The organism is Selenomonas sp. F0473 (assembly GCF_000315545.1).
Classification (GTDB): Bacteria; Bacillota; Negativicutes; order Selenomonadales; family Selenomonadaceae; genus Centipeda.
Genome location: NZ_JH992902.1, coordinates 806014 through 821741, shown reverse-complemented (window position 1 = coordinate 821741; position 15728 = coordinate 806014). Strand labels below are relative to the sequence as shown.

General features: G+C 58.5%; 13 protein-coding genes and 3 tRNA genes. 11 read left to right on the top strand and 5 right to left on the bottom strand.

Going from position 1 to position 15728, the window contains the following annotated elements; all coding sequences use genetic code 11:
* The first annotated feature begins 168 nt into the window (after positions 1-168).
* Positions 169-1524: a phosphomannomutase/phosphoglucomutase gene (locus HMPREF9161_RS03805; RefSeq protein ID WP_009728361.1), complete on the top strand. Its 1356-nt coding sequence runs from the start codon at positions 169-171 to the stop codon at positions 1522-1524.
* A gap of 21 nt (positions 1525-1545) precedes the next feature.
* Positions 1546-2994, top strand: coding sequence for a hypothetical protein (locus tag HMPREF9161_RS03800; RefSeq protein WP_009728360.1), 1449 nt, complete (start codon positions 1546-1548; stop codon positions 2992-2994).
* Positions 2995-3119: 125 nt separating this feature from the next.
* Here the strand turns inward: HMPREF9161_RS03800 and HMPREF9161_RS03795 are convergent, their stop codons facing one another.
* The 3 genes from HMPREF9161_RS03795 to rpmB form a co-directional block, all read right to left on the bottom strand.
* A complete protein-coding gene (locus HMPREF9161_RS03795; RefSeq protein ID WP_156804644.1) occupies positions 3120-4439 on the bottom strand; it encodes a PepSY domain-containing protein in 1320 nt (439 codons plus the stop codon).
* A 121-nt stretch (positions 4440-4560) separates the two neighbouring features.
* Positions 4561-5112, bottom strand: a complete 552-nt coding sequence (locus HMPREF9161_RS03790; RefSeq protein ID WP_009728358.1) for a carbonic anhydrase — start codon at positions 5110-5112, stop codon at positions 4561-4563.
* 89 nt (positions 5113-5201) lie between these two features.
* Positions 5202-5393, bottom strand: coding sequence for a 50S ribosomal protein L28 (gene rpmB, locus HMPREF9161_RS03785; RefSeq protein ID WP_009728357.1), 192 nt, complete (start codon positions 5391-5393; stop codon positions 5202-5204).
* Positions 5394-5875: 482 nt separating this feature from the next.
* On the opposite strand from rpmB, the gene codY reads away from it, so the two are divergent.
* From codY to HMPREF9161_RS03760, 5 genes are all read left to right on the top strand, one after another.
* The gene (codY, locus tag HMPREF9161_RS03780; RefSeq protein ID WP_009728356.1) at positions 5876-6712 is read left to right on the top strand and encodes a GTP-sensing pleiotropic transcriptional regulator CodY; all 837 of its coding nucleotides are present in this window, start codon (positions 5876-5878) and stop codon (positions 6710-6712) included.
* A 102-nt stretch (positions 6713-6814) separates the two neighbouring features.
* Positions 6815-6889: transfer RNA gene (locus HMPREF9161_RS03775), tRNA-Glu, on the top strand.
* 5 nt (positions 6890-6894) lie between these two features.
* Positions 6895-6971: transfer RNA gene (locus HMPREF9161_RS03770), tRNA-Asp, on the top strand.
* Positions 6972-6983: 12 nt separating this feature from the next.
* A tRNA-Phe gene (locus HMPREF9161_RS03765) sits at positions 6984-7059 on the top strand.
* A gap of 66 nt (positions 7060-7125) precedes the next feature.
* Positions 7126-7734 (top strand): DedA family protein, encoded by a 609-nt coding sequence (locus HMPREF9161_RS03760; protein WP_009728355.1) that lies wholly within the window; start codon positions 7126-7128, stop codon positions 7732-7734.
* Positions 7735-7809: 75 nt separating this feature from the next.
* Here HMPREF9161_RS03760 and HMPREF9161_RS03755 read toward each other — a convergent pair whose 3' ends face one another.
* Both HMPREF9161_RS03755 and brnQ read right to left on the bottom strand, forming a co-directional pair.
* Complete coding sequence (locus tag HMPREF9161_RS03755) at positions 7810-9774, bottom strand: methyl-accepting chemotaxis protein (RefSeq protein WP_009728354.1); 1965 nt, start codon at positions 9772-9774, stop codon at positions 7810-7812.
* A 433-nt stretch (positions 9775-10207) separates the two neighbouring features.
* Complete coding sequence (gene brnQ, locus HMPREF9161_RS03750; RefSeq protein ID WP_009728353.1) at positions 10208-11563, bottom strand: branched-chain amino acid transport system II carrier protein; 1356 nt, start codon at positions 11561-11563, stop codon at positions 10208-10210.
* A gap of 260 nt (positions 11564-11823) precedes the next feature.
* Between brnQ and HMPREF9161_RS03745 the strand changes: the two genes are divergently transcribed.
* From HMPREF9161_RS03745 to HMPREF9161_RS03730, 4 genes are all read left to right on the top strand, one after another.
* Complete coding sequence (locus HMPREF9161_RS03745; protein ID WP_009728352.1) at positions 11824-12474, top strand: ComF family protein; 651 nt, start codon at positions 11824-11826, stop codon at positions 12472-12474.
* Between the two features lie 105 nt (positions 12475-12579).
* The gene (gene ilvB / locus HMPREF9161_RS03740; protein ID WP_037348567.1) at positions 12580-14262 is read left to right on the top strand and encodes a biosynthetic-type acetolactate synthase large subunit; all 1683 of its coding nucleotides are present in this window, start codon (positions 12580-12582) and stop codon (positions 14260-14262) included.
* 1 nt (position 14263) lies between these two features.
* Positions 14264-14764, top strand: a complete 501-nt coding sequence (gene ilvN, locus HMPREF9161_RS03735; protein ID WP_009728350.1) for an acetolactate synthase small subunit — start codon at positions 14264-14266, stop codon at positions 14762-14764.
* 27 nt (positions 14765-14791) lie between these two features.
* The gene (locus HMPREF9161_RS03730; protein WP_009728349.1) at positions 14792-15715 is read left to right on the top strand and encodes a sugar ABC transporter substrate-binding protein; all 924 of its coding nucleotides are present in this window, start codon (positions 14792-14794) and stop codon (positions 15713-15715) included.
* Positions 15716-15728: the final 13 nt, after the last annotated feature.

Below are 15728 nucleotides of genomic sequence, written 5' to 3'. Positions count from 1 at the left end.
AACTTCTTTATATTTTATTGGGGGAGACAGGAAAAGACGCGCGAAACGGCGAATTAAGACTTTATACGTAGTATTTCGTTATGCCGTGTTGTGTTTTTGCGGCATATAGGATATCGGCTGTGATTTTGGGGAGCGCCGCGCGCGTTTCTCACGAGGAGGGGACGTTATATGGCAGTGACGGACAAAGGGTTCGGCGCATACGATGTGCGCGGCATCTATCCCGACGAGGTCAACGAGAAGCTGGCCTACCGCATCGGACGCAGTTTCCCCGCGCTGTTCGGCGCGAAGAAGGTTGCCGTCGGTCACGATATCCGGCTCTCGGGGCCGAGCCTTCGCGACGCCCTCGCGGAGGGGCTGACAGAGGCGGGCTGCGATGTCGTCGACATCGGTCAGTGCGGCACGGAGATGATCTATTTCACGACGGCGCATTTGGGGCTCGGCGGCGGCATCATGATCACGGCGAGCCACAACCCGAAGCAGTACAACGGGATGAAGTTCGTCCGCGCGGAGTCCCGCCCCATCTCGAGCGACACGGGGCTGAAGGACATCGCGGCGATGGCGGTCGGCGAGAGCTATCCCGCGCCCGCGGCGGTACCGGGTAGGATCGAGCGCGCGGATATCTTGGGCGAATACGTCAAGCACATCGTCTCTTATGTCGATGTGAGCGCGCTGAAGCCGTACAAGATCGTCGTCAACACGGGCAACGGCGCGGCGGGGCCCGTCGTCAACGCGATGGAGAAGTTCCTGCCGTTCGAGCTCGTCAAGGTCTACAACGAACCGGACGGCAATTTCCCGAACGGCGTGCCGAATCCCATCCTGCAGGAGAACCGCGCGGCGACGGCAAAGGTCGTGCGCGAGACGGGCGCGGATTTCGGCGTGGCGTGGGACGGCGACTTCGACCGCTGTTTCCTGTTCGACGAGAAGGGCGGATTCATCGAGGGCTATTACATGGTCGGGTTCCTATCGGAAGCCTTCTTGAAGAAAAACAAGGGGGCGCGCGTCATCTATGATCCGCGGCTCGTCTGGAACACGATCGAGATCGCCGAGAGCCTCGGCGGTGTGCCCGTCATGTGCAAGAGCGGGCATGCGTTCATCAAGGACAAAATGCGCGAGGTCAACGCCGTCTACGGCGGCGAGATGAGCGCGCATCACTATTTCCGCGATTTCTCCTACTGTGACAGCGGTCAGATTCCGTGGCTGCTCGTCGCGGAACTCATGAGCGCCGCGGGCGGCAAGACGCTCTCGGAGCTTATGCAGGTGCGCATGGATCGCTTTCCCACGTCGGGCGAGGTCAACAGCAAAGTCGCGGATGCGAAGGCGGTTATGGACCGCATCGAGGCGAAGTACGGCGCGGGCGGCAAGGTGACAAAGGTGGACGGGCTCTCGATCGAGTTCGACAAATGGCGGTTCAACCTGCGCATGTCCAACACCGAGCCGGTCATCCGCCTGAACGTGGAGACGCGCGCGGACAAGGCGCTGCTGAAGGAAAAGACGGACGAACTCCTGCGCGAGATTCGTGCCTGAACATAAGAAAGGAGCGTTTCGATGAGTCTCGTACTGAAATCCGGATTTACATTCGACTATGATAATCTCTACGGCCCGGGAAAAGTAACGGATGCCGATCTCGCATACTATGCCGAAGACCTCAAAAAAGCGCATGAGGCGATGAAGGTCATGCGCAAAACGGGATTCATCCGCGGACATCTCTCGAAGGACGGGGAACCGGAGAAGGTGCTGTTTTCAGAGACGCCGTACATCGCCGAGGGGCACATCAATTCCCCGGCGTCCATCGTGCGGCTGAAGGAGCTTGGCAGGCACGCGCAGGAGCATACGGACGTTCTCGTCTCGCTCGGCATCGGCGGCTCCTTCCTCGGGAACAAGGTGCTGTTCGACGTGCACTGCGGCGAGCTGTGGAACTCGCTCTCGAATGAGCAGCGCGAGAACTATCCGCGCATCTACTTCAGCGGGAACAATATTGATCCGCGGCGGACGGGGGATATCGTCAATCATCTGAAGGACGTCGCGCAGATCAAGAAGAAAAACGGAGCGGGGCCGCTGCGCATCATGCTGCTCGTCATCTCAAAGTCGGGCGGAACGCTCGACACGATGTCGAACTTCATGGTGATGTACGACGCGTTTACGAAGACGGACAACGTCGAGGTCGAGGTCGTTGCCGTGACCGACCCGAACGAAGAGAAACCGACGCTCCTCAAAAAGCTCGCGATGGAGATGGGCTGGCGGCAGTTCGCCGTGCCAGACGGCGTCGGCGGACGCTTCACCGTCTTTACCGAGGTGGGACTGACGCTCGCCGCGTGCATCGGATTTGACATCGAGCAGTTCCTTGCGGGCGCGCGCGATATGGACGCGGCGTGCCGGAATGACGACCTCTGGCAGAATCCCGCGATGCTCAACGCGGCGCTGAAATTCGCCGCGTCCGAGAAGCACGGGCGCGACATCGAAGTCATGATGCCCTACGGCGACTACCTGAAATCCGTCTCCGAGTGGTATATCCAGCTCCTCGCCGAATCCCTCGGAAAGCAGTTCGATAAGGACGGCAAGGAGGTCTGCTACGGGCGCACACCCGTCGTCGCCGTCGGCACGACCGACATGCACGCGCAGACGCAGCAGCATCAAGAGGGCAAACTGAATAAGGTCGTACAGTTCATCCGCATCGACAAGTGGGCGGACGACATCGCGATCCCGAACGCGTTCCCAACGGTGCGGAAACTCGCGGACATCGCGGGCGTCACGATGGGGGCGGCGCTCGAGGTCGCCCGCCAGTCGAACGCGGACGCGCTCGCATCGAACAAGCGCTACAGCGCCGTGTTCGGCCTGCCGGAGCTGACGCCGTACCATCTCGGCGAACTGCTCTACATGCTCGCCATGTCCGTCGCCTACGAAGGAGAACTCGCGAACGTCGACGCGTTCGACCAACCCGGCGTTGAGGCTTATAAACGCATCATGGGCCCGAAACTCGCCGCGCTCAAAGGATAACGGCGTATAAAGAAAAAGGCCGCCGCACCGATGCTGTTTCGCGCAGGTGCGGCGGTCTTCTCTTGTTCAATATATTGCGGCGCCGCGCCCGCCGGCGGCCGCCCGCCGCCGAACCGCACAGCGGCTTAGCCGCGCGCCGACAAATAACAAAAATACGCAATCGGAAGTCCCAGCGCGGCCAGACCGACCGCATTCCCCATACCGCCCGCGATGGGGGCGAAGAGTCCGATCACGGAGAGTACGGCGATCGCCGCGGGCGCACGCCAAATCGATACGTCGATACGGCGCACGACGGCGGGCACATTTCGGTACGTCGCGTTATGGCGGCGCGTCCAGAGAAGGACGCAGCCGGTCACAATCATTGCGATCGTTAGGAGGAGGAGCGCGGCCCAGGCAATCTTGAGCACGATCCAGTCATGATTGTGGATGTGCAGATTGAGGAAGATCGGCGTCGCGTACATCCAGTCCGGTGCGGGGACGAGCAGAGGGGCGGCGCTGCCGCTCTTCGGCAGGAACACCATCTCGTCGAGAACGAAATTCGTCGGCTTGATCGGCGGATCGGCAACGTGGAACGCATAGTTCTTATTCGTTCCCTGCGGTATCTGCATTGAGATGATGAGTTTGTCCGGAAACGCTTCGCTCACAGTGCGGAAGGCGTCCGCGGGGGACAGCGCCGTTTCCGCCGCGGGGAGATCCGACAGCGCCGTCATCGCCGCCATATGCGCGTCGCGGTGGTAACTTTTGACACCCGCGGAGTAGGCGGCGATCATAACGCCGCTCAGACAGAGTACGACGGCCCAAACGAGAGCGAAGACGGAGACGAATTTATGCCGGTCCGACCAGACGAGCCGCCGCGTATTGCCGCGGATCGTTCCGAAGGCAAGTCCCTTCATCATCGGGGCATAGAGGAAGAGCCCCGTGACGATCGAGAGTACCGCAAGGATGCACATGAGCGCGAGAAAATGCTTGCCCGCCATGCCCGCCGTCCCGAGCTGCGTATGCAGGAGGTGCGCCCAGTGCAGCATATCTTCCACAGCCTGAAAGCGATAGATACGGTCCTTACGGTTGAAGACGCCGCCCGTACGCACGTCGTACATGATCTGTTCGCCGCCCATGCGCATATGCGTGCGTTCCGTCGTTTTCGTCCCGCGCGTCTGCACGCTGAAATAGAGCGTGCCGTCCGCGGCGTTCGGCGTAACGGCGAGGACGTCTTTGTTCGGGAAGTTCGCCTCGATCGCGGCGTATCCGTCGGGCAGGGCTTTCCAGATCTCGGCCTGCGGCATCGGCGCTCCGGCCGGCGGCAGATTGACCGTGTTCCACGCGCGCAGCTGATCGCGAAAGAGCATCGGCAGTCCCGTCAGCGCCAGCATGAGGAAGAAGAGCGCGCAGATGAGACTCACCCAACGGTGGATTTGATAGAACATACGCATTGACAAAGCGGTCATCTCCGGTATAGTAAAAGAGAAATACGATGATGAGTCAAGCCTAACAGAAATAGATGCCCGTGACAAGCGGATTCGGCGCATAAAAAGTATATGCCCGCATATCTCTGCCCATAGACGCCCGTCATCCGGAGCCCCCGGGCAGCGCCGCGCCGATCTCGTTGGCCTCCCTCGATATGACGAGCCGACCCGTCTCGATCTCGTAGATATAGCCGTGGATCGTTACGGTCGGGGGAACAAGCGGATGGCTCCGCAGACGGCGGACGTCAAGGATAAGATTCTCCGCGAGCGAGCCGCGGATGGGCATGAAGTCCATATAGTACGCCTCGGGCGAGCCCGAATCGGCGGCAAAGAGCTCCTGCGCCTCCTCGTTCGTGAACGTCTGCATCCCGCAGCGCGTATGCTGGATGACGAACCACTCCGTTGTGCCGAGCATTCTGTGCGAGATGAGGAGCGAGCGGATCACGTCCCGCGTGACGCGTCCGCCCGCATTGCGGATGACATGCGCGTCGCCTTCCGCAAGCCCCGCAAATTTCGCCGGATCCAGGCGGCAGTCCATACAGGTGACGACGGCGAAGGCGCGCGCCGGATCGTGGGGAAGGCGGCCCTTATCGCCGAAATCGGCGGCATATATCTCGTTGGCGGCGCGGATCTCGCGGGCGTTGGTCGTTCCCATGCGTACGCTCTCTTTCTCTGTGTCGGTATCCCCTTCGAAAAGAAAAAACCGCCCGGCGTGCCGGACGGCTTTCTCTATGCGCCGAATGCTCAGACGGCACGGTCGACGTTGCCTGAACGCAGGCAGCGCGTGCACACATTGACGTGCTTGATCTCACCCTTCACAAGGGCGCGGACACGCTGGATATTCGGCTTCCATTTGCGTTTCGTCTTCACGTGGGAGTGACTCACATTGTTCCCGCTCATCGGCCCTTTGCCGCAAATCTCGCATACACTTGCCATTGTTACACCTCCTCGGCGCACGCTTCCGTCAAGCAGTGCGCAATACCAAGACATTATACTATGATTCGTTCCGTTAGGCAATACGCCGTGAAAAATTTTTCCCCGTCGCGAAAATATGCGGTTAAATTTTACTTTCGTGGCGCAATATTATCGAAAAAATTTTTTTCGTTTTGGGTTTTATAAAAAATTATCAAAGACGGTTGCATTTTCTATTATATATGATAAAATCATGCGGGTCTATTTTTTGTTTTCTCCGCTTCGTCTTTTTGTTCTGAATTAAGTTGAACTGAGTGTATACGAATTGGAATCTTCTGAGTCGTGTTTCTTATTGCGTATTGCGGCAAAGATGAAAAACATTCAAGTTTTTCTTGAAATTTAGAAAAAAAGTAGTATGATATATATAGGAGGAAAAAGTAGGTATGGGGTTATGGTAATCCGGTGTTGCGGGCTGTGGATGCAGCCTGAGAAAGAGGGGGATTCAAATGATGTCTTTGTTGGGAAAGACGCGGCAAATCAACCGTCTCCTGCAGCGTTCCGAAAGCGTTGAGTACGACGGGATTTCACGTGTGCTGAGCAACGTCCTTGAGGCCAACGTCTACATTACCGACGAGAGCGGCGCGATATGCGGGTACGCGCTCTTCGATAATTTCGACGAGGATCTCATGGTGAACGAAGTGATCGAGCAGGGGCGGTTTCCGCGCAAGTATGTCGATTGGCTCAATCGTCTCGAAGAAACGCTTGTCAATCTCCGTGTCGAAACGCAAGACGTCTCCTCCTATGGGAAGGAGATCGCGGAACTCTTCAGCGGACAGAATATCGCCATCACGCCGATCTTTGGCCCGCGCCGCCGCTTGGGGACGCTCGTCGTAGCGACGGGTAAGAAGGCGTTCGGCGATCCGGATCTCCTGCTCTGCGAGTACGGAGCGACGGTCGTCGGCATGGAGATGCTGCGCGACGAGGCGCAGCGCAGCGAGGTGGAGGCCCGTCAGCGCGAAGCCGTGCGCATCGCGGTGGAGACGCTCTCTTATTCGGAGCGCAAAGCGGCGCATGCCATCCTGCAGGAACTCGCCAGCCAAGGAAAGTTCGAGGGCCGGCTGATCGCCTCCCGCATTGCCGACGAGGCAAAGATCACGCGCTCGGTCATCGTCAACGCGCTGCGCAAGTTTGAATCCGCGGGCGTGATTGAGTCCAAGTCCCTGGGGATGAAGGGGACGTTTGTGCGCGTCACCAATTCGTATCTGATGGAAAAACTCCCGGAACTCGAGGAGTATGCCGCCGACGTACAGTGGGCGAACCTCGGCAGCGGCATCAATCTGTGATGCCCGTTACATAAAGGGTATTGACAACTACATGAAAATCCAATATAATGGCGTTCGTGAGTGCACTGCGGACGCCATTTTTGTTTGCGTGCAGCAATGTGCGGCGCGTTGGTCAAGTGGTTAAGACACCGCCCTTTCACGGCGGCTTCACGGGTTCGAATCCCGTACGCGTCACCAAATCCGGCCCGGTAGTTTAGTTGGTTAGAATGCCGCCCTGTCACGGCGGAGGTCGTGGGTTCAAGTCCCATCCGGGTCGCCACTTTATCTTCTTGCCTCGGTAGCTCAGTTGGTAGAGCAGGGGACTGAAAATCCCCGTGTCAGTGGTTCGATTCCGCTCTGAGGCACCACCATGAACGAGACGGTCTCCGGTACAGATATGCACCGGGGCTTTTTTTGTAGGGGAGCGGTTTCCATTGGATTATTTCTATCAGCTTTTTCTAGCGTTCATCGCCTCATGGGGCTATGTGGCCGTTGCCGTCCTCATGGCGGCGGAGAATGCGTGCATCCCCATCCCGAGCGAACTGATCCTCGGCTTTGCGGGCTATCTCGTCTTTTCGGGGCATATGTCGTTCGAGGGCGCGCTTGCCGCGGGGATGGTCGGCGGCCTCCTCGGCTCCATTTTCGCCTATGAGGTCGGGGCATACGGCGGGCGCCCGTTCGTGGAAAAATACGGAAAATATTTCCTCATCAAGCGGTCGCATGTGGACGTCGCGCAGCGCTGGTTTGACCGTTACGGGCTGAAAGCCGTGTTCTTCAGCCGGATGCTGCCCGTCGTCCGCACGTTCATCTCGCTGCCCGCGGGCTTTGCGCGTGTCAACCGCAGCCGGTTCTTCTTTTACACGATTGCGGGGGCGCTTCCCTGGACGGCAGCCATTCTCTACGCGGGCATGCTCCTCGGCGAGAACTGGAGGGATCTCATGTCGTACGGACATGAAGCGAGCCTTATCTTTATCTCGGGGGCCGTCATAGCGGCCGCCGTCCTCTATGTGCGCCGGAGAAGGAAGAAGCGCGGGCTGCGGTGACGGTATAAAAATATAAAAACGGACCGACGGGATATATTCCCATCGGTCCGTTTTTATATGTGGGCGATGTCGTTCTTAGGATAAGCGGAACAGCTTTGTCGCCTGCTGGAGTTCCTGTCCGAGTTCGGAAAGGGTATGGCTCGCGGAGGCGATCTCCGACATGGCCGCAGACTGCTGCTCGGCCGCGGAGGAGATGTTCGATACTTCCTCCTGCATCTTGGTATCCGCGTCGTTCGAGCCGCTCTTGATATTCTCAATGGAGCTGACGGCGCGGTGGCTGGTCTGCTGCACGGAGTTTGCAATCTCTGCGATGTGGTTGATCTGACCGGAGAGCCCTTCGATGAGCTCGGAGATGGCTGCGAATTTTTCACCCGAGCGGTGGATTTCTTCGACGCTTTCCTCCACGTTGACGGTCTGCTCTTCCATTGCGCGGAAGGTTTTGTCCATCTGCACGGCGTTGCTGCCGAGGAGCGTGGAGATATTCTGTGTCGCTTCCTTCGACTGCTCGGCGAGCTTACGCACCTCGTCGGCGACGACGGAGAATCCTTTGCCGTGCTCGCCTGCGCGGGCGGCCTCGATTGCCGCGTTGAGCGCGAGGAGGTTGGTCTGCTCGGAGATGTTCGTGATCATCTCGACAATCGACGAGACCTCGTGTGCACTGTTTTGCAGTTCTTTCACCGTGTCGGTTACGGCGACCGTACCGTCTTTGAGACTGTTCATCTTATTGATGGTGTCGCTCAGGATGGTCTGACCTTCGCGGGTCGCTTCTTCCGTGGCTTTCGCAGAGTCGACGATCTCGCTGATGACGTCGGTGACCTGCGAGATGCTGGAAGAGGTTTCCTGCATAAGACCCGTCGCCGAGGAGATGGTCTCGCTCTGCGTGCGGGAAGAGTCCGCAACCTGCGCGACGGATTTAGCCGTATACTCCGAGGCCTGCGCGGCCTCTTTGGTATTCGTCGAGAGATCCGCGGACGATTCCGCAATGTGCGTCGCGATTTCGCTGACCTGCCGGATGAGTTTGCGCAGGTTATGCGTCATGTTGCAGAAGGAATTGTGCAGCGTGCCGATTTCGTCGGTGCGCTCGACCGGCAGCGCCGTTTTGCGCAGATCTCCCTGCGCGACGGTTGCGGCGAATCCGGCGAGATCCTCGACCGGAACGGAGATCAGCCGCGCGATGTAGAAGAGAATGCCCGAAAGTATGACGAATGCGGCGATTGCGATGCCGACCATGATGCCGAGCAGGGCTTTCGACGAGGCGAAAACCTCGGACTGCGGCACGCACAGCACGAGCGACCATCCCGAATCGCCGACCGGTGTCGAAGCGTAGAAGTTATCGGCGCTTGCGGTAAAAGAGGATTTGCCCGAAAGGAATGTCGATGCCAGCTCCTGCAGCTCGGGTTCTTTGACGGAGGAAATGCTGTCGTCGAGGCTATACTTCTCATGATAGATAAAATTGCCGTCCTTGGTGATGAGGAAGGCCTTGCCCGTATCATAGATCTTTGCCTTGGAGAGCATATCCGCGACAATCCCGAGGTTCAGGTCGCAGCCCGCGACGCCGATGACGGTATTGCCTTCGCGGATCGCGGAACTGAAGCTGACGACCGGCATGCCGTTCGCCGCCTTATAGACGGAGGACTGGCAGACCTTGGTCGAGCCGAACGCTTCCTTGTACCAGCCGCGCGACGTCGCGTCAAAGTCGCTTGGGATGTCATACCCAGCGCCGTCGATGAACGGTTTGTCAGGGAAACCGACGAAGAAATCGGAGGTCTGCGTCGCAAATTCCTTTGCGCCGAGCGTCATGTCCTCGTAGGAGGTCGGCTTCGTGCTCCAAAGACGCGTAATCGTCTCGAGCGTGCGCGATTTCGCCTGCAGCGCCGTATTGATGTTGGCCGCGTAGACGTTTGCCATCTGGATCATTTCCTGTGAGGCGACTTCTTGGATGCTTTCCGATGCCTTCCAATAGATCGTTCCCAACATAATGAGGAAGATACAGATGAGCGGGACACCGACGAGTGTCATGATTTTTGCACGTAGATTCATAGGATCCGTCCTTTCTAACCCCGATGGATACGATAAGCCTTTCCATATCACATATCGTATCCTTTATCTATCCTACGGACTGTGCCGATCAGCTATGGTTATTAGACTCATATTGGAATCCTTCCCCATAATATACGAAGATGACGCAATAGTCAAGAGTCCTATTTTGAACTTATATCGTATTGTCCATATATTTTTGTACAGTGAACAAAAGATAAATGAGAATTGTTTTGCCGGCAACAAATTTCGCATGAAAAAATATTGCGGCATATCGGCGGCTGTCTGTGATAAAATAACCGTACGGCGTCAGTTTTTTGATGCGAGTATACGGGGACCGTTTCGGCGGGGATGATTTATAATTTCGCGCGGTTGCGATGTGTTTTCGCAATAAAAAAGAGGCGCGGCACAAGTGAAAGTGCGGCGCCTCGGTTTTTCATTGCGAGGCGTCGACCTCTGCGGCGGGGTTTTGGACGGTTGAGAGGAGCCGTCCGACCAGCGCGCCGAGCGCGGCGGGGCAGACCCAGCCCATCGTAATGCCGTAGAACGGCAGATGCGCGGCGAGCACCGCGTCGAGCGCGGCGCTGCTGATGCCTGCGGTGTGGAGCCCGTCGATAACGGAGAAGACGAGCGTGAACCCCATCGCACACTGATAGATGAGCTTATGGCGGCCCGTATAGAAGTCGAAGAGCGAGAGGATGACAAAGACGATGACGAGCGGATAGATGGCGATCAGGAAAGGGATGGTGATGGCGATGATTTGCGTCAGACCGATGTTCGAGATGGCAAAGCTGACGGCGTTGAAGAGGAGCAGCAAACGCTCGTAGGTGATTCTGCCCTTGAAGAGTTGATTGAAGTACATCGCGGCGCTCGAATTGATGCCGCAGGTGGTCGTGAGGCACGCGAGGCCGATGATAACGGCGAGCAGCAGATTGCCGCCCGCGCCGAAGAAGATACCTACCGCGGCGGAGAGGAGCTGGCCGCCGTTCTCCGAGTGGCCGAGGACGGCGGCGGTCGTCGCGCCGAGGTAGGCGAGCGAACCGTAAACTGCCGTCATGAGAACGACCGTCATGAGACCGGAGCAGAGGCATGTGAGACCGATGGCGCGGCTGTCGCTGACCCCGCGCAGCCGGATGGCGTTCGCGACCAGCGCCCCGATGCCGATGGAGGCGAGCAGGTCCATCGTTTGGTAGCCGTCCTGAAAGCCCTGCGCGAACGGCGCGTCGATGTAGGCGCCCGTTGCGGGAAGAATATCGCCGAGCGGCATTTGGAACGCGCGGACGAAGAGGATGAGGAGGACGGTGAGGAGCGCGGGCGTGAGAATTTTGCCAACGCGGTCGACGATTTTGCTCGGCGTCAGCGCGAGGTAATGCGCGGCGGAAAAGAAGACTGCCGTATAGATGAGCTGTCCGAGAGCGATATTGTCCGCGTCAAGGAACGGACGAATGCCGATTTCAAACGAGACCGCACCCGAACGCGGCATCGCAAAGAGCGGGCCGATGATGAGATAGAGCAGGACGAGCAGCCCCGCGGCGAACTGCGGCGATGTGCGTTTCCGAATGAGCGGCGCATAGTCCCCGCCGCAGAGCGCGATCGCCGTGATGCCGAGCAGCGGCAGGCCGATGCCCGTCGTCATGAACCCGAGCATCGCGATGAACGTATGCTCGCCGGCGGCCTGCCCGAGCACAGGCGCAAAGATGAGGTTGCCCGCGCCGAAGTAGATGGAAAACATCATCAGCCCGAACGTGAGCAGGTCCTTTTTTTTCAGAGGGTGGATACTGAGTCCCTTCATAAAAATTCTCCTTTATATCAATTGATGAATTTCTTTGCCGCGTCGTCCCGTATGGGGGCGAAATTTGCGCATAATCTGCATTATTGCAGACTTGGCTGCGCATGTCAATTGCATACGGCAAATTCGCTGCCGGTTTTTGAAAATCTCCTCTATTTTCGTCTGCCGTTGTCGCAGACCGGCGATTTAACACACGGGGAACGGTTCTCTTCTTCCCTTAAGAATAGCGATTCATATAGATAATGCTCACCGGAGGGATGATCTTGCTGTCGATACTGACGGATTTTTTATTTCCGCCGCGCTGTCCGAACTGCCGCGCATATGTGGAGCGCCGCGGCGACTTCTGCGACACCTGTGCGCGGCGGCTTGCCGGTCTGCGTGCGATTGCACGGCCTGCGGATGCCGCGGCATATATCGCGGGGATCTGGGCGCTCGGACATTACCGCGAGGGCGTCCGCGATCTTCTGCGCGCCCTTAAGTATCAAAAGAAAAAGGGCGTTCTCGTGCAGCTGCATGCGATGCTCGCGGCGGGAGAAGAGGCGCTTGCGCGGCTTCCGGACGCGCTCACGGCGGCGCCCGTGCCGCTTGCGCCCGAACGTGAACGGGAACGCGGATTCAATCAAACCGTACTCATCTTTGCACCGTGGCTTCGGGCACACGGCATCCCGCTCGAAACGATTCTCGTGCGGACGCGCGAGACGGCGCCGCTCTATAACGCCGCGCGGGAGGAACGGCGGAAGGAACTGCGCGGGGCATTTGCCGTCGCGGAAGACGCGCAAATCGCAGGAAAGAACATTCTGCTCGTCGACGATATCATGACGACAGGAACGACGCTTATGGAATGTGCCCGAGTACTCAAACGCGCCGGAGCGCAGAACGTTTACGCGCTTGTCCTCGCCAGTGAACACATCTGAGCGCTTGAAGTTCCGTCTATGGTTGTCAAAAAAGGAAGAAAGTCTTATAATAAAGGTATATTAAAATCGGGAGAACAGTATTTTAGGAGGAGTTTTAATTTGTTGATGAACGGTGCGCGCGCGCTTTTAGAATGCTTAAGGCAGGAGGATGTCGAGGTCGTCTTTGGATATCCGGGCGGCGCCGTGCTTACGCTCTACGATGAAATTTATAAAATGGGGTTCCGTCATATACTCACCCGACACGAGCAGGGGGCGGCGCACGCGGCGGACGGCTATGCGCGCGCTTCGGGGAAGGTCGGCGTCGTCTTTGCGACGTCGGGGCCCGGCGCGACGAATCTTGTGACGGGCATCGCGACGGCGCATATGGACTCGGTACCGATGGTCTGCATCACGGGGCAGGTCGCGAACCCTTATATTGGAAAGGATTCGTTCCAAGAGGCGGATATTGTCGGCATTACGACCCCGATCACGAAGCACAACTATCTCGTGAAGGAGGCGGCGGATCTGCCGCGCATCGTCAAAGAGGCGTTTTATATTGCGCGGACGGGGCGCCCGGGCGTTGTTGTCATCGACGTGGCCAAGGATGTGTTCGACGCGCAGATCGACTATCGGTATCCGAGCGGGGTGAAGCTGCACGGCTATACGGGCGATGTCTCCTTTGATCCCGCGGCGGTTCGAGAGGCCGCGGCGGCGCTGGCTGCGGCGGAGCAGCCGCTGCTTTTTGTCGGCGGCGGCGTCGTGCTCTCGGATATGTCGGCGGCGGTTCGGGAGCTCCTATCGCTCACGGGCATGCCGTCTGTGGCGACGCTGATGGGGCTCGGCGCCGTCGATGCGGACGCCGAGGGATTTACCGGGATGGCAGGCATGCACGGCTCCTATGCCTCCAATATGGCGATACAGGAATGCGATCTCCTCATCGCCGTCGGCACGCGGTTTAGCGACCGCGTGACGGGCAATACGGCGGGGTTCGCGCCAAAGGCGCGCATTGTCCATTTCGATATCGATCCCGCGGAGATCAACAAGAATGTGCGTGCCGATATCCCCGTCGTCGGGGATCTGCGCGGGACGCTTCCGGCTTTTGTTTCCGCGGTGCGTGCCGTTGAGGGCGACCTTCCGGTACGGTTTCGTCCGTGGCTGGGCGAGGTGCTCTCGATGGCGCGCGCCCACCCGCTCGCATGGAAAGAGTCGGCGGAGATCCGGCCCGAGGCTCTCGTCGGTAAGGTACGGGCGCTGATGGACGAAGATACGATCTGTGTCACGGATGTGGGCCAGCATCAGATGTGGGCGGCGCAGTTCTTCTCGTGCAGGGAACCGCGCACGTTCCTGACCTCGGGCGGTCTCGGCACGATGGGCTACGGCCTCCCGGCGGCACTGGGGGCAAAGCTCGCCCGCCCCGATAAAAAGGTTGTGCTGATCACGGGCGACGGCAGCATCATGATGAACTGTCAGGAGTTTGCGACCGTCGCCGACAACGCCGTCGACATCAAGGTCGTCGTCGTACATAACTCCATCCTCGGCATGGTGGGACAGTGGCAGCGGCTCTTTTACAACCGACATTATTCCGCTTCGGAGCTCAAGGGGAAGACCGATTATGTAAAACTTGCGGCGGCGATGGGCGTTGCGGGCGCGCGTATCGAGACGAACGAGCAGCTTGCCGCGGAGCTGCCGCAGCTCCTTGCGGCGGACGGAGCGCGTCTCATCGACGTCATCGTGCCGGAAGAGGCGGATGTCATGCCGATGGTGCCTGGAGGAAAGCGGCTCGATCAAATGGTACTGGGGGGAAGATGAGATGGATAAATATTTGCTCGCGGTACTGGTCGACAACAAACCGGGCGTACTCACGCATATCGCGGGCCTCATCAGCCGCCGCGCGTTCAACATCGAAAGCATCTCTGCCGGCTATACGGAGGAAAAGGCCGTCACGCGCATCAACATCGTTGTTTCCGTGGCCTCGGAGAACGAACTCAACCAAGTGGTGACGCAGCTTTCGAAGCTGATTGACGTCGTCAAGATCGTCAATCTCACACAATTTGACTCCATCACCCGCGAACTCGTGCTCATCAAGGTACGCGCGACGAAGGAAACACGGGCGCAGATCATCGACGTCGTGAATATCTTCCGCGCACGGATCGTGGACGTAGGGGTAGAGAATGTTGTCGTCGAGTTGACGGGGGATGCGAAAAAGATCGATGCGCTCTCGGAGCTGCTCTCCGACTACGGCATCATCGAGATCGCACGGACGGGCGCCATCGCGCTGTCGCGCGGTCCCGTTCCCGTCAAAGGTATGTAAATGGAATTGAAGAGGGAGGAAAATGTTATGAATCTGAAAAAATGGGGACTCCTGCTGCTGCCGGCCGCTTGTCTCGGGCTCGCCGGATGCGGCCTCACGGGAGGCGGTTCAGACCGCGTCGTTTATGCAAATTTTGACGATGCGGACGGGTTCTGTTCACAGATCAGAGAAGCCTTTGACCGCAAGGCAAAGGCGGACGGGATTCAGGTGGACTTTCTCGACGCGAAGAACGACGGGAATATGCAGATCGACCAGCTGAACGAAGTCATTCGCAGCGGCGCGGGCGCGATCGTGCTCCTAGCCGTAGACGGCTCAAGTATCGTAAAAACGATCGAAAAGGCAAACGACGCGGGGATTCCCGTGATTACCGTGAATCGGAGCGTTGCGGGCGGAAAGGTGCTGCGTGCATTCTCGGACGATAAAGAAGCGGGACGCATGCAGGGCGAATACATGGCGTCCCATCTGCCCCCGAACGCGAAGATTGTGTATTTCCAGGGAGACGGCACACAGAGCAGTGCGGTCGGACGCTGGGAAGGATTCAAGGAGGCCTGTCTCGACAAGCGCTCCGATATTCAGCTGCTCTCTTTTTTCGATGCGGGATGGAGCAAAGCCGAGGCGCTTAAGACCATGATGCTTTGGATGAGTATGTTCCCTCAAATCGACGGCGTTGTGGCGGGAAATGACGAGATGGCGCTCGGTGCGGTACAGGCTCTCAAGAGTGCGAACCGTCTTACGGGGTGCCTCGTATCCGGCGTCGATGCGACGCCGTCCGGACTTGCGGCGGTCGAAGCGGGCGAGATGGTGCAGACCATCAAGCAGGATGCCAAGGGGCAGGGCGAGGGAGCCCTTACATTGGCGGAAGGCTTCTTAAAGGGCGCGCCGCCGTCGAGCGATATTGCCGTTCCCTTCACATCCATCACGCAGGACAACGTGGCACAGGCTGCGAATTGAGGAGGACAGAGCC